This window comes from Mesomycoplasma ovipneumoniae (genome assembly GCF_035918255.1).
Taxonomy (GTDB): domain Bacteria; phylum Bacillota_I; class Bacilli_A; order Mycoplasmatales; family Metamycoplasmataceae; genus Mesomycoplasma; species Mesomycoplasma ovipneumoniae_A.
The window spans coordinates 577,665-594,179 of sequence record NZ_CP142136.1 but is presented as its reverse complement, the minus strand read 5'-3'; the positions used below and the strand labels follow the sequence as shown (position 1 = coordinate 594,179).

General features: G+C 30.7%; 3 protein-coding genes. All 3 read right to left on the bottom strand.

Annotation, left to right across the window (positions count from 1 at the left end):
• Positions 1-28 precede the first annotated feature (28 nt).
• The 3 genes from U3G01_RS02175 to U3G01_RS02165 all read right to left on the bottom strand — a co-directional run bounded on the left by U3G01_RS02175 (position 29) and on the right by U3G01_RS02165 (position 16,498).
• Positions 29-10,042, bottom strand: a complete 10,014-nt coding sequence (locus tag U3G01_RS02175; RefSeq protein WP_255031099.1) for a hypothetical protein — start codon at positions 10,040-10,042, stop codon at positions 29-31.
• Complete coding sequence (locus tag U3G01_RS02170; RefSeq protein ID WP_255031097.1) at positions 9,975-12,101, bottom strand: DUF1410 domain-containing protein; 2,127 nt, start codon at positions 12,099-12,101, stop codon at positions 9,975-9,977. The genes U3G01_RS02175 and U3G01_RS02170 overlap by 68 nt, the downstream gene beginning before the upstream one ends.
• Before the next feature lie 998 nt (positions 12,102-13,099).
• The gene (locus tag U3G01_RS02165) at positions 13,100-16,498 is read right to left on the bottom strand and encodes a P110/LppT family adhesin N-terminal domain (RefSeq protein ID WP_255031096.1); all 3,399 of its coding nucleotides are present in this window, start codon (positions 16,496-16,498) and stop codon (positions 13,100-13,102) included.
• Positions 16,499-16,515 lie beyond the last annotated feature (17 nt).

The window sequence follows — 16,515 nt, the reverse complement described above, 5'->3', positions numbered from 1 at the left end:
CCTTAATTGGTTAGTTTAGAATTAAATTTTAATAAACAAGTCTTTCCCAAGCATTATCATGTTTGGTTCATGGTATAAAATAAGGGTTTTGAGCATCAACTCGAAGCCCTTGATATCCTTTTACTGGTAAAAGATATTGGCGGGTTGTGCCATTTCATTCAATATCAGTATATTGCTGTCCTTTTACATAATGACTTTCGCCAATGTTTTTGCTTAAAAATTTATTTTGAAGAAAATTTGTTGGCAAATAAGGGAAAACGAGTATACCCATAAAGTTTAGATTTGTATTTTCAGCAGGAAGATCATTTTCATCTCAAGTTGAGGGGGAAAGATTTATATCTAAGGTTAAATTCTTCGTAGAATTTGCAGAATCTATATTTATATCATCTTGAAGTCTAATTGGATTACCATTTTTATTACCAAATAAATAAATTTTTCCGCCTTGATCGATAAAAACTGCATAAGAAACTGTTGGCATAATTTCTTGAATTCGATTAATTGAGTTATTATAAGGATTTTCAAAGGTTACTGTAAAAGTTTTTGTAGATTTTTCGTATTTTGTTGATTTAACTCCAAATGGACTTCTCTGTTTTCTGCCGTTAAAGAAAGGTCCTTCAACAATCTGCTTGATTGTTTGGCCACCCATTCGAACATTTTGTTGTATCGGGTCGTTGTTGTCAGCTTTTTTAGGACTAGGACCAAGTTCTTTGATTGGGCCTGTTGGGCCAATAAATAAAGTTTCTTCTTCTTTGAAGTCTCTATCATTTCTAAAATTATTTCTTATTTTTTGAGCGAGAGAGTTATTAAAAGCATTAATAATTTCGCGTGACTGTTTTGTTGTATCGAATTGACGAATTTCAGAACTATACCAAACATCAGAATTAGGATTTGCCCAAAAATTACCTCAATATGGATCTTCTTTTTTTATAATTGGTGAAGTCATAAATGTTAAATTTATATTTTTTGATAAGGAAGGAACTAAAGGTTCGAAATTTTTAACATCCTCAGCGTTAGTAAGAAGATTTGCTAAAATTTTTGGATAAATTGAAATAATTTTCTTAGTAAAATCTTCGGGAGCAGAATGGTGATATGTAAGTATTAAACCAACTTTTACAGTCTTATTATTAGAACCAGGAGAATCATTCACCTCAAATTTTGCAAGTCTAAGTGCATAAAGCTTTTTACCCATTTCATTTTCCCTTAATGTGGTTCCTGGATACAAAATTTTAGGGACTGTTTTGACTAAATCAATATATTCTTGGCTAGCGTTATTTAAAAGTGATGAAAAAGGATTATTAAGATTATAATCATAGACTTTTACGCCAAAATCAAGATTATAAAAAGTTGAATTATTTGCTTTTCACTGATTTGATGGTTTACTTCAAGTACTTGATCCATCATCATTTGTCGCATCTACTTTGTATATTGATTTAATATTTGACGAACCAGGATTTTTTATTGCCTCTGTTTGAATATCAAATCTAATATTAGATGATAATTCAATTCAATTGTTAATATCATCATCAGACTTGAAATTTGCATTCGTAAATTGACCTTTTAAAGGCGCTAGCAATCCTTTTGGATCATCAAATTCCATTTCGATGTATGCACCAATTTGGTTTAGCGGTTTAATTTCTGATTTTTTTAAAATTACTCGGTTTGTATATTTAGCAAAATCAGTAAGTTCTATTTTTTGAATACTTGAAACTCTGCTGCTATTTTGATTGCCTTGTGAAGAATATGCCTCGGCTGAACTATTTCTATTAGCTGACTGTTTTACATTAGTTGCAGTTATCAGTTTTGAAAAATCAGATTGCTTACGATTATCGTTGTCTTTAAAATATTTATACTGAATAGCAACTCTCATTTTGTAATATTTTAGCCAAGATGCATCACCTTTAAGATTGAAAGCAAAATAACGACGATAAGGATGGTCGGTAGTTAAATTTTGGTTTTGTTCATTTAGTTTTTCAACCTCTTTTTCGTAAGCTGAATAAACCTTAATTTGCTTCAATCGATCTTTGAGTTTCTCAAGCTCAGTTTTTTGAGACTCGATTTCTTTTTTGATTTCTTCTCCTTCTCTTCGGAGAATTTCTACATACTCTGTTTTAAATTGATCGTCTGCAAGTTTTTTAATTAAATCTATTCGACGTTGATCATGTTCATCAAAATTTTTAATTCTGTCATCTATTAGAGCAATTTGTTTTTCAAGATTATTTTGTTCAATTAAAAGTCGTTGAAGTTCAGGTTTTTCGGTATATTCAATATCAGGAGCTGCAAGTTCACGAGGATCAAAAAGTACAATTCCATTTGAAGATGCACTTTCAGGTTCATATTTTACTACTTGTTCTCAATTTGTAGGACTAGTAGTATCAGAAGTCGTTCCTTCAAGAATCAATTTTCAATCTTTAATTGATGATTCATCAATTGCCCGATAAGGATCATCAAAGGCAAAATAAATAGTTTGTTCAAAAGTATCTTCTTTTCCTGAGTGATTATAAAAATTAGTAATTCATACTTTTTCTAAAGGAGGTTGAGCAAGTTGAGTTGTAAATTGAAGATTATTAGCGTCAGTAGTATTTTGATCTAAATTTAGAGTAATATTTGGAACTTGATTATCTTGGGTTTTAATCTGAGTAATTTTATAAGTTGTTGAAGGAAAAAGATTGCCATCAGCATTATCAGTTACTAGTTTGTTGTTTAGTTGGGCAACCAAAGCTTTTTTGGATGCATCAAATGTTACTCTAAAGTCGTATTCTTTTTCGCGACTGTTTTCGCCATCAGTTAGATCTTTGCCATCAGGACCAACTGGTTTAAATTTAACTTTAATATTTTTATCATTTAGTGACCACATTGAAACTGGGTCTAAATTCAAGGTTAAATTTTCAGGAGAATATTCTTGTCCAAGACTAGAAGTTCTTGAAACTCGGTCAGCTTGAGTTAAAATAATTCTTTCAGGTGAAAGTTCAGTGAAAGGAGTTTTAAATGTTTTTTCGGTTGTACTAGCTTCAGTTTGAGCCGTTCCAGTTGGTGGGCTTTGCTCTAATCTAAGTTTGTAATTTTGTTCACCAAAAGGGATTTCAAGGTCTTGACCTTGAAGTTTAAGAATTTTGTATTCAACATTAGGAATTAAATTCTCAAGCTCATATTCAATTTCAAAAATATTTTTATCTTTAAAATTTGTAACTTGTGATTGGTTAATTAAACTAATTGGAATTTTGCCGGTTGTTTCTTTTTTTGGATCTGGTTGGATAGACAAAACAATTGGATTATTAACAACACGCTCAAAGTTTGCTGGATCACCTTTTAATTTAATTTTTAGTCGAGCGGAAGTATCTGTGAGTTCAGAAACAACAAAAGATTCAATAACAGGCGGGATAATAATATCACTTTCTAATTTAGGAGCATATTCTAAATTATATTGTCTTTCAGGAACTTCAATTACAATATTTCCTGGAAGTTGTGATTTTAAATTAATATCTTTATTAACTTCTTGAATTTTAAATTCAAAAGCAATTTTTTGCCCTGGTTCAATTCTATTTTGACCTTTTTTATTTAAGTCAATTTCAATTTGATAAGGTGTTGAAAGCTTTGAAGTTTCTTCAGTTACTTGTAAGTTACTAATTTTAACTAATTCAGTGCCTTTATTTTTGTCTTTAACTGTAACTTCAAATTTAGAATCTTTTAGTCATGAATCGTCTTTATCAAAATAAAGTTTTACTTTTCCAAAAACTTTTGAACCATCTTCTTTTTGTGGCAGGGTTGGCGCTGTTGCTGGAGCCGCCCCTCCTGCTGGGGCAGCGGCGGTTGCAGGAGTAGGAGGGCTAGCAGGAGCCTCATTTGTTCCGGTTCGAAGATCTTCGACTTCAATATCAGATAAGAAGATTTTTTGGACAACAGGAGTGAATTCTAAATTAGTTAAAGTTGCAAGATTGCTAATTTTAACTCCACCAATTTCAAAATTTTTAATTTGGTAAGTATGGAATCTATCTAAATTAGTTAGTCTAAATTCGACTTCTCCGGTAGTTGGATCATATTTACTATCAGAAGTAAAACTAATTTCTTTATTGGTATTAGAAGAACTTGAAGCGCCAGTACCAGGTGCAGGCGCAGGAGTGCTAGTAGCAGCAAGAGTAGAAGCAGTTGGAGCAATTGTTATTGTTGCAAAACTATTAGGAATTTGTAAAAAATGTTTGTTAAATTTAAATTTGAGATTTGCAGATTTTCCGTTTGCATCTTTATCATCGTCTTGAATAAAATTAGCTTTTTCTGTATAACTAAATTGTGCTTTTGTTTCAAAAAATGGAATTTTTTGATCTTTAGGTGAATTTTCTACCTCAGCTAAATCAACTTTTGGAACTTCCATGTGTCCTGTTCCTAAAGTTGTTGGATTTACAGTATTTTGCGCATCAACAGTTTTAATTTTTAAACTAGGTTGTAAAGTAGAAAGACTTGAAACTAAAGTTTGAATTCCTTGAGGTGAATTTTCACCTTCTTTAATTGTAAATTTAGTAATTTCATAAGTCTTATTTGGGGCTAAATTAGCTTCGTTTGTTTGACCTTTTGAACTAGAATTGTCAATTCTTACCCGCGAAATTGGCCCGCTAGGAATAAATGTAAATTTACTTGTTTGTGGAGTTTGGGCTTGAGCTCCTACAGCGGCCGCGCCAGCGGCTGCTATTTGGTTTAGTGTTGTATCTACTTTTTCGGTAATTTCAAGTTCAATTTTGTGTTTGTTTCTCCAGAGATACTCGTCTTTTTCGTCAAATTGGATAATAACATTAGCTGCCTCATCTTGATAAGCGCCAACTTGAGAGAAATTAGTAAGTCAAGCTTTTTGACCTGGAGTTGTAAATTCAGTTTTTTCTACCCGGGCATTTTTGTACTCAGAAAGTTCTATTTTTTGGTCTTTATAAGCAAAAAACTCAATATTATAAAGCGAAGCTTTATTTAAGTTAGTTGAAAAAGTAACAACATAAAAATGTGACTTATCTTGTTGGGCTGATATTTTTTTAATTGATTCAGCTCTTGTTATAAACTCGTATTTTTTTAGAGATTTATTATATAATTGAACCTTAAAGTTTTGTTTGTCTGTATTTTGATCACTTAGCTCTTCAGAAGAGACAAAATAAGCATAAATTTTAGTATCAATTCCTGAAGACTTATCTTTTTCTTCAACATAAATTAATTGATCATACAAACTAATTGGGATAGTTTTAATAATTTGTGTTTCATTAATTGGGCTGGCTTGAGCGCCCCCAGACTGGGTTGTTTCAAAAGTTGCACTTTGGGCAAAAGATTTGTTAAAGTCAACTAAATCAGTGGTTGTTAAAGCACGCCGAGTACGTCTTTGGCCTGTCTGGGTTGGTTTTTGGATTAGCTCAACCTTAGTAATTTTGTAGTTGTAAGTTTCAAAAAGTTTAGAATTATCAATTGTTTTTGATTCATTTGTAATAGTAGTTTCTGGATTTTGGATTTCAGAACTAATTGTATTAGTTTCTTGATCAATTGAATTAGAAGTTGTATTTGCATTTGGAAAACTTAAGATTTTTTGATTTAAGTCAGTATAGTTATCATCAAAAACAACGCTAACAGTTGAATCAGAATTAATAATTCCGTTAACAGAGGAGGTTGTTACATTTGCATTTGTTTTGTCAATTCGTTGGTAAGAAACTTTAACGGTGTAATTTTCTAAATATTGGGCAACTTGTTCATCAAGTGTAATTTTAACATTCGCTGTTTTGTTTTTGGAATTATAAGTTGAGTCAATTTTTTTGACACTAAAACTTGTTGGAGTTGTTCGAAATAGTTTGTCTTCGTATTTGACTAATTGATCATCAAAAGCAAGACTTTGTTGGGCTCCTTGAGCATCTTGGTAAATAACTGAAACAATTTGGTAATAATTTAGTGTTTTTAAATTTGATGCACTAAAAGTATATTCTGAAGTTGTTTGGTTTTGAGTTGGATTTCCGATTAAATCCGCTATATGTTCTTGACCATCGGTGATGTCAATATATTTTAATTTAATTGTCGGTGATTGAACGTCCAATAATAAAGTTGAATTTAGGGTAATTTTTAGTTCTGCATTAGTTCCTGAAAGATTAACTTTTTCAACTGCGCTAATAAATGAGGCTGTATCAAAAGTGGATTTAACTCCTTGGCTTGGCAGAGAAGCTGTTGTTAAATCTTGTAGTGGAGTTGTTGAAATTCTTACATCCAAAAAGTTAGTATTAGCTAAAGTTGCAACTTGAGAATCAGCAGGGGAAGCAGCAGGGGCTGGAGAGGTTGCAGAGTCAGGAGAACCTGGAGAGGCTGAATCTGAAGCTTGAGAATCATCAAAAACGCTAACACTTCGACGAGAACGAGCCAAAGGGACAAGACTTGAACCTTGAATAGCTGAATGTGTTCTAGTTGTATCTGTTGGAGTTATTGTTTTTAGCGGGAAATATTGAACTATTTTTTGGTTTGAATTTACTTCAGGATCAAATTCCAATTTAGAAATTTCAAATCGTGTTCCAACTGGAACTTTGTCAGCAATTTCATCTTTTTTAATTTGAAAAACAGCAAGACCATCTTTGTCAACAATTGCCTCAGCACTAAGATCAGGATCATCCGGAGCTGCATCTTGGAATTTTTTAAATGTTAGTCTAACTTTATTATTAACTAAAAACCAGTTTTTGTTAATATCAAAAACCATTCTTAAAACCGCGCCGTGACGTTTAAATTCGGTTTGTGCAATATAATCAGGAGTAACATCGCGGGCAGTTGTTGCAAATTTCTTTTGTTCTTCGGTTAGACTATTTAAAAATCCAAGACGAACGCCGTTTACAAAAATATCAACAATTGAATAAACTGTATATTTTTCCAAATCTTCTAATAAAAATTTAACAGTAGCCTCATTTTTTGTCTCATCAAAAGTAATTTGGGCTCCTGCTTGGGCAACCGCGCCAGTACGATTTGATTTTACAACTAATTTTATATCTGAAGCTGCATCAGCGGCTTTAGTTCCGTTAATATTATAGTCTTTGAAAAATTGTTTTGGATCTTTAACTTTAAGTTCAATTCCAGCTTGTGTATCGGTTAAATTAGTCTGGTCTAGAGTTAAAGCGGGTTGTGTCGCTGTTAGTTTTTCTTCAAGCAAAGTTTTGTCAATTGTAATTTCAGAAATTAAAGACTTTGTTGAAAATAGTTTTTTTTGTTTGTCTTCAACTTCGGCTTTGTCAAATTGGACACTAATATTGTTTGCAACTTGACTTACCTGAGGGACTGAACGCCGAGCCCGAAGTGAACGAGTTGTACGAGTTTGTGTCTTTTTTGTTAATTTTAAATCTTTAATTTCGTATGTGCTCGCCTCATCAAGACCATCAATTGAAAAAATTGCTTGGTTGTTAGAAACAGTAACTTTACTTGATTTTTTTAGCTCAGTGTCTTTAGTTTTTAGAACATATTCAAGCTCAGCTTCAAATTGATCATTTAAAATATTGTCATTAATTGAGTCAAAAAAAGTTGTAATTTCCACAGATGTATTTGAGACATCAACATAAGAAATATTTTTAACACTAATTGTATTTAATTGGGTAATGAATGATTTTTGTTCTTCTTGAATATTTGTTGAAAAAGGAATAGAGTAAATACCATTTGGCCGAACAACAGAAATTGAACTAACTTCGTATTTTGATAGTTTTTCTAAATTGTTGTTAAAGTCAAATTCAACTGAAGCCGAAGTCTGAGGAGCTTGGCCTGCCCTAGACTCGGTAGCTTTAATTCTTGCCGATGCTAATACTAATTTTCCTGTTTGTTTGTTAATTAGAGTTAATGTTGCAAGTTGGTCATTTTTTAGTTTTAGTATTTCATTATTTGAGTTAGAAAATTCAATTTTAATTTTTGCTGATTGTTGTTTGTCAACAACATTTGAACCATCAGGATTAAATTCAATTTTTGAAACAACAACATCGGTAGCAAATTTTAAAGTTTTTTGGTTTGAATTAGCACTAATTTCTGCTGCACGAGATTGACCTTGGGCTTGGTTTAAAAAGTCATTAACTATTTTAAATTTAGGTCCGGTTTGAGCATTTACATCATTAGTTTTTACATCTTCCTTATTCGCCAAACTTAAAAGAGAAATTTTAAAATCACTACCCTCGCTTAGATTGTTAAAAATAACTTCAGCTTTGAGTCGCCCGTCGTCAAGTTTTTGGATGCTAACTTTTTGTTTGGTAGAATTATCACTCTGAACTGAATCAAGAGCTTGAACGCTAACGAGTTGAGCAACAGGGTCATTATCTTTTTGGATTTGGATTTCAATTTCTTTATTAGCTAAATAAGGATCTCTAATTGGGTCAAAATAAATTTCGGCCTTAACTGAATCTTGTTTAATATCTGAATAAACAAGATTTTTAACCTCAATACTGTCAACATTGACAACAAAAGACTTAGAATTGTCGTCTTTAAAATTATTGTTATCTTTGTAAATTTGATAATTAGGACGAGAATAGTCATTTACTGAAACTAGCTCATATTTTGTTGCCCGATCAAGATTAGAAAAAGTAAATTCAGCCTCAATTTGACTATTTTTTTCAGAAGCTTTTGCCTGGGCAGCTACAATTGCTTGGCTAGCTGTGTTTTTTAATAAAAGTGTTAATTGTTTTTGCTGGCCTGAGACTTGGCCTAAAAGTAATTTTTGGGCATCGGCAAAAGTTAGTTTAATTTTGACAGTTTCGTCTTTGTTTGAAGTAACTTCAAAAGATTTTAGCTCAGGAGATGAGTAAAATTTTTCAGAGTCAATACTTGTTTTTTCGAGATTTGGACTGTAATTATCAACTTTTTTCTCGAGTAAAAAGCCAACTAAAGTTTGGATGTCTTTGTCTTTTGTTGTGTTAGTAATTGACTGAATTGAATACTCCGAACCTGCTTCAAGGTTTGAATCAAAATTTAGTTTTAGGACTAAATTTTGATCAACAGTTGCGCTTGCTTCAATAGTTTTTTGATTTGCTGTATTTAAAAGGACAACTTTAATTGTATCGCCTTTTAAAAAGGTGTCTTTAATTGGATCAAAAGATAATTCAAGACCGATTTTATTATGTTTTTTCTCGGTTTGAATTGCCTTAATTACGCTGGCAGTTTGGGCTACTGTTCAGAAATTTCGCCCTTGGGCTTGTTCTTCTTTTAGAGACTCAGAAAAATTTATTTTTTCAGAGTCAACAAGAATTTCTGTGATTGTATAGTGGCTTAATTTATCAAGATTTTTAATATCAAATTCGACTTTGTTTGTGCCGTTTTCGAATTTTATTTCATTTGCTTGTGCACTTGCAAAAGCGCCGGTTGCATTATTTTTTAGGAAAATAGTTGCACTTTTATTAGATAAATTAGTTCTTGATTTAAAATTTGGGTCTTTTGTGGTAAAATTAACAACCACTTTTGCTGAGTCTTGGGTTGGCTGGGCTAAAATTGAGGCAATATCAGTAGTAGTGTAAAAATACGGAAGATTATCACTTTCTTGATTTAGTTCAATATTTTTATAAACTAGTTGTTCAAGAATTGAGTCTTGTTCTGGGGCAGGTTCAAGTTTAGAAAAAATGTATTTTTTACCAGATTTAAGATTTTCTAGTTTGAACTGAATTGAATTATTCAAAACGGTTGAATATTCTTGTTGATCTGAGGTTGGACTAATTGGGACAGATTTTATTTGTTCACTAGGGTCATCTTCAGAAGTAAAAATAGCATTAAATTTTTTATCATTTAAATATCTATTAAAATTTGGATCAAAATAAAGACTAGCCTGAGCTTCTGTTTGGCTTATTTTTTCAAAATTTGCACCAATTATTTTAACTTTTTGGAAACTTGTTGTAAATCTTGCATTTAAATCAAGAATTCCTTCTGAGCTGAAAAAATCGGTTTTTCCGATCATTTCAACATCTGCAACTTGGTATTCAGTTTTAGGATCTAAATTTTCAAGATCAAAATGGATGGTAAGTTTATCATCGGTTAGTGTGTGTGTGTGTGTGTGTGTGTGTTGCGCCGCTAAGTGCTGATAAATTTGCAAGATTTAAGTCAACTGTTTTTGTTAAATTAGCAAAACCTGGTTGACCAAATGTTATTTTTGACTTAAAATTTGAATTTGAAGCTCCAGCTGTATAAGCGCTAAAATCACCAGCAATTTCTACTTTTGCGCTTGCTTGAGTTTCGCCAACATTTTCAAAACTGATGTTTGAAACATGATATCTAATGAAAAATTCATCAAGAGGTAAATCTTGCGGTGTTTTTTTGTTTTGATCAAAATTAATTGCAACGGCAACATTAGGATTTTCTTCAATTTCGATTCGGTCAAGTTTATATGTTGTTGATGTTTCAAATTCATTTAGTTCAAATTTAATTTCAGAACCTTGGGCAAAAGCAACTTTTGACTTGTAAATTTTTGAACGATCATTCTTTTTATAATAATATAAATAAAGACTTTTATCATTTAAATAAGTTGACTCAAGTCCAAAACCAAAAGTATATTCAACTTTTGAAGCAAGAATTTTTGGCTCAATTTTAATAAAAGTTTTTAAGTCTGAAATTGTAGTTATAAAATTACGACTTTCTGATGCACTAGGTAAGCTTGCAACTCAAGGCAAACTAAAATAATCATAGGCATCTTTATTTTTAGCAAAAACTGAATTTGGACTTAATGAGTCAAAAACAACTTTGTCAAGAGTATATTTTGTATCGTTAGTAAGCCCTTTTGGCTCAAAACTAATTTTGTATTGATTTGGAACTGAAGTAGCTAAAAAAGTACCAACAACAGGGATAATTGAAGTATCATCAAGATACAAACGTGCTTTTTGACCTTGAAGATTTTCAACCGAAGCAACACTAAGATCTACTTTTGCAAAAGTTGCTCCGCGAGTAATTTTGGACTCAACAATTGCGCTTGGAGAATAAAAGTTTTTAACAAAAGTGGGACTAAATTCAATTTGGGCAGAATCAAGTTCAATACTTTCAATTTGATAAGATGAACCTGGCTCAAGATCAAAAAGATCAAAAGATGCTAAATTAGCATTAAAAATTGAACTAGCACTTAATTTTTGACCATTTAAGAGATTAAGATAATTTAACTTAATTGGAATATTGTTCAAAATTGCGAACTTGTCTGAGTTTGCAAAATTTAGGGTTAGTCTTTTTGAGTCATAAGTTAAATTTTGGTCAATTAACGAACTAGCAATAAGTTTATATTTTGCTGTTGTTGCTTCAAATAAAGCTGTTTTATTAGCATCTTTTTCATAGTCAATTGAAGGATCAAGGGCAATTTTTTGCATTGGCACAAGCGGAATTTCACTGCTTGAATCAGAACTATCAACATAACGAATTGCACTAATTTTATAATCCATTCCCGGATGGAGATTTTCAAGACTAAATTCAGCCACTCCGTTTTTAACGGTAGCTGAATCTACATAAGAAGTGTGAATTTCCTGAGAACTGCTAAGTGGATCAGTGTTGCCTGCTTGATTTTTTAGAATAAAATAATACTCTAAGGCAACTTTTTTGCCCTCAAGGTTGGCAGCCTCATCAGCAAATTTTAGCGAAACTGAAGCACTAGAAGGAGTTTTTGTTTGAAAATTAATTGTTGAAACTGCTGGCGGAGTGTCAACAAAATTGCTAACATTCTGACCAAAGGCAATTACCTTTTTGGCTGAAAATCTTTTTTGCTTTTTATCATCAAGATAAACTTTTAGATAGTATCTTTTACCAAAACTAAGACCATTATAATTTGAAGATAGCCTTCAAGTTCGACTAAATTCATCATAAACGGCTTTGTGTGAAGCAATTACATCATTGCCTTGCTCATCAGCTGTAAAGTCAACGTTTAAATCTTGATAATTTAGTTTATATGAATCTAAATCGCTAAGGGCAAATTCAAGTTCATAACCAATATTATCACGATTAATATGTTTAAAATCAACAATATTATATTGAAGTGTATTTCAAGACTTTAAAAGGAAAGGAAGAAAACTGAGTGAACCAATACTAAGACCACCAAAGGCAAGTAATGAAAGTATGATTGCACGTTTTTTGGTTGCTTTCATTAATTTTTTCTCTTTTTTTGTTAGATTTTCAGCCATAATTACTCCTCTTTATATATAATATAGATCTTGTTCTAATTTTACCAGTTTTTTTGTTTTAATTAAAACAAAAAACAAAGTCTGAAATCGCTCCAACTTTGTTTTTTTAAATTAAATAAAATAAATAGCCAAAATAAAATTTAGACTTTACTAGATATTTCAATAGTATGTCTTAATTATACTAAAATACTTTAAAATCAAAAGAAATAAAAAAATATTTTTAGTAATTAAACATTTTAGCCAAAAAATTACTACGCACAAAAATTTTTAAAAAAATGCTTGGTCTAAAAAAATTTTAAGTTATAATTAAGTTCACTAAGAATAATTAATAAATTTTGCTATTGAATTAAGGGGGAATTAATTATGTTTTTTGTCTAATAAAATTGGAAAATGCGAATTTTCCATTATGTTTTTAGATATGATGGAATGCCATAAATTTGACCGTTTAGATATCTACAAATTTATGGCTTTTAATTATTGTTCTTTCAAAACTTCATATATTTTTTTAGGCTCAATGTAAGTAAAAACGAGTTTTCTATTTACATTGAGTTTAAATAGTAGTTGTATTTTTTTATGATTTTTGTCAGTGTTTTAACTAAAAAGGTAGTTTAAATATTTCATAATTTTGCTTTTTAAGTTAAAATTTTAGCTTTTTTAGTTTACTTTATTTGATTAATAAGTAGATTTTTCTTTCGTGTGATTAGATTTAAAATTCAGTTTTTTTTGCCTTGATAGTTATTTTTCCTAAGTTTGGCAGTTTGATGACCAAAATTAAGACAAAGGGTTGAATTTAACACTTCAAATCAGCGAATGATATTTAAAAATCGGATGGTGTTCCTAGTGTTCGAAAAATTTGAATAGGTATGATTTCTACTTTTATATCTTAATAAATCAGTAAAAAAATAGGTAATTAACTTTTCCCAAAAAAGTTAAAAAGTGCCCAAAACCGGACACTTTTTAAGATTATCTCATCAAACTGGGAAACTCGGGAAAATTAATTAAGATTCATCAAGATCAAAATATCTGTCAATAAATAATTTATCAATTAATTTAGATTTGTCCTCATTTTCAACTGATTCAAAAATTGCCGCAGATTTGAGAAGAATAGCACCTGTTGAACCGCTACCAAAACTAATTGTAGATAACTTACCTAAAATAAAGTGTTTTAAATCTGAAAATTTGAAATTATTTTCTAAGGTTACAGTTTTTTTCTCATAAAAAACTGGCTCATAAGGATTCCTTGCCATTGATGAGTAAAAACCAAATTCTAGTTGTTTTTTATTGTTTTCAGGTGAATCTAAAACACGAAATACAACATAACTAGTTGCCTGTTTATTATCTAGAAAGTCAGAGACTTTAAGATATTTATTCTCTTCGGAAGGAACAATACTATCAACAATTTTTCTTGCTAGCGCGATTCTAGATGGATTCTCACGTTCGTTTACCTTTTCAATATCAGCTGTATGGTGATTAATTCTTGGTTTGTCCGGACCTTCAGCGGTTTTATCACCAATTTGTACTTCTAAATTATTAATTTTTTCATGTTCATAATCATATCTTCTGATTTTAATACTAAAATCAATATCTTGATTCTCGCCGTATGATAGTTCTTTATCACTTTTGTTTTCTTTTAAACCTTGAATCAAGAAAAAAGGATTTAGTTCAGTTGAAAAATTAGTAGCTGACTTAAAAGTCATAACAAATGTCGGGTTATTTAGCGGATTTTTACTTTGTTCGGAAGTAAAATCAAGCAAAAGACCGTCATGAGTTAAAAAGATTCCGTCTTGAGTTTTGTCAAAGTATGGCTTAATTTTACTTCTAAAACCACTTTGAACAGGATTGTTTTTATCATCGTAATCTTTAAACTCAATATTTCGATGGTCTATTGATTTGAGTGAAGAAATTTTAATTTTATTTGGATCTTCTTTATCACTATTAAGTTCTTCGTTTACTTGTTGTAGTAAGGATTGACCATCAATAAAAAAGTGTAAATTTGTTTCATCCTGTAAAAATTCAAAAGGTTTATTATCTTTTAATACATTGGCAATTGGAATTTTTATTTCTTTTAATTTTTCATCTCCAAGCCAAATTCCAATTAATAATTGATAAGTATTTTTTTCAAATTTAGAATCAAGAATTACAGCTGTGGTTTTTGGAAGATTAGATTCAAGAAGATTGTCAAAAACTTGCGTGAGTAATTTTCCAGGACTTAAAATTTCTCTAACCTGAATTTGTTGAACTTGTTCAATGTTCTGAGCATCTTCATTAGCTTTTACTTCGTTAGCCACTTTTTTAACTGGGGTTTGTTTTTTGGATTTTTTCTTTTTCCTTCTTTTTCTCTTTTGTTGTTCAGAAGGATCTACAGAATCAACAGAAGCTACTTTTACTTCAACGGGTTGAATCTCTTCAGTCGTAGATTGATTTGTATTTGTTATTGGTTGAGGTTTTGTCTGAGCTACAAAGTCAAGAAGGTCAAAAAGTTGTTTAGTTTCTACCTTTAGATTTGTTAGTTGAATTTTTTTATTTTTAATATGTTCAATTGTTTGATCAATGGTTTGTGCAAAAACTGATATTTTTTGATCACTTTTGATTTCAAACTCTAAATTTTCAATTTTTAGACTACTTGAGCCACCCTGCTCTGTTTTTGTAGCCGAATCAAGCGCATTTTGGAAATAAGCCCTATAGACTTCATCGCTAATATCATAATTAAAATTAAAACTATATTCTAATTCATTATTAGAATTAAAATTTAGACCGCCAGGGAAAGACTTGCTTGATATAAAATTTCCATTAAGAGTTAATCTAAGTGGAATTGCTTGCTTTTTAATCGGATCTGCTTGATCTTCTTTGGATAATTCAATTTTTACTGGTTGAATTTTAAATTCAGAAATTTGGAAATTATGTAAAATTTCTGAAAAAGATTTTTTTAATTTTTCTTCGCGAGTTTCAACTTTTGGAGGTTCTTGACTTGGAGTTTCTTCGGTTTTAGATTCTTGACTTTCTGTTTTTGAAGCTTCTTCGTTAGTTGATTCTGTGTTTGTAGGTTGAGTTGTTGTTGAATTTTCAGAATTATTAGCAGTACCTTCGCCACTTTCAGATGATGCGTCATCTTGTTGCTGAGGGGTTTTTGGGCTGTCAGCTAAAGTTGAAACACTTACAGGTTGAGCTGCAGCTGGGGCAGCTGACGATGAAGCAGAAGCATCAGAAGCTCCAGAATCAGAACTTGATGAGTCAGGAGTTGAAGCTATAGAATCAGCACTTGAACTTTCAGAAGTCGCAGAATCAGGAGCCGGAGTTTCAGGAGCAACTTGACTTAGGGATTCAGGTTGTTTAAATCAAAAATCAAGACTAGATGGTTGGTGGTCTTTGAAAATTAATTGGTTTTTTGCTAAATCAGGCAAAGGTTTTGAAATTAAATCTAGTGGAGTTAAATTGGAAGAAGCTAAAAATTTAGCAATTTCATTGTTAAAAATGTAGTTATCTTTAAAAATTTGGGCAAATTTAGAAGCATAACTTTCGTTAATAGTTGATAAATTTTTGAATTCCAAAGCAACTTTTGATTTCTTTTTAGAATATTTTTCAACTAAAGAAAGATCTAAATTTGTTTGTCCGGTTGCATCATCAACTTTTGAAAAAAATAGTTTGCTATCTTTTAAATTAGGTTCTAAATCAAAGGCTAAAGGCAAAATCAAATCATTTGTTTGCTTATTAAAAAAGGATACACTCCCAAATTCAGCGATAGTTTTTAATAATGCTTGTTGATCTGAGCTAGATTTTTTATTTTGAATAAATTTAGAATTAAACAAAATTGCAATTTCACTTGCAGTTTTGTCTTTAATTAATTCATCATTAACAAGTTCAAGAACAACATTTACATTATCAGGGTCAACTTCGGAATTTTTAACATCAGCGCTAAATTTTAAGTCAAATTTAACGTTATAATTAATATTTTGTTGCTGATTTTGGACATTAATTGCTAAATTAGATAGTGTATTGTTTTCAATTTTTAAATCTTTTTTATCTTTAGGAACAAGCAATTTAAAACTAAATCCAGGGAATTTATCTTCTAAAGGTTTAAAATCAACTAAAGAGTTTAGATCAAAACTATAAGTTTTATCAAAATATAGATCAACTGCGTTTTTTGCTGTTAGAGTATCAGCAAATTGTGCTTTTAAATTTAATTGACTAACGGATTGCAAAATTTCTTGCTGATTTTGGCTATTAAAAACAAAAGATTTTGCTTCTGATTTTTGATCAGAATATTTTAAAAGTTGTTCAGATTGATTTTTGTAATAGGCATTTTTTCCAATTGGAACGGCAATTCCAACACTAATAACTGCGCTTAGAAAAATAACCGAAGATGCAATAAGTAAATTTTTTTGTTTAATATTTTTCAAAATAAACCTTCCATTTT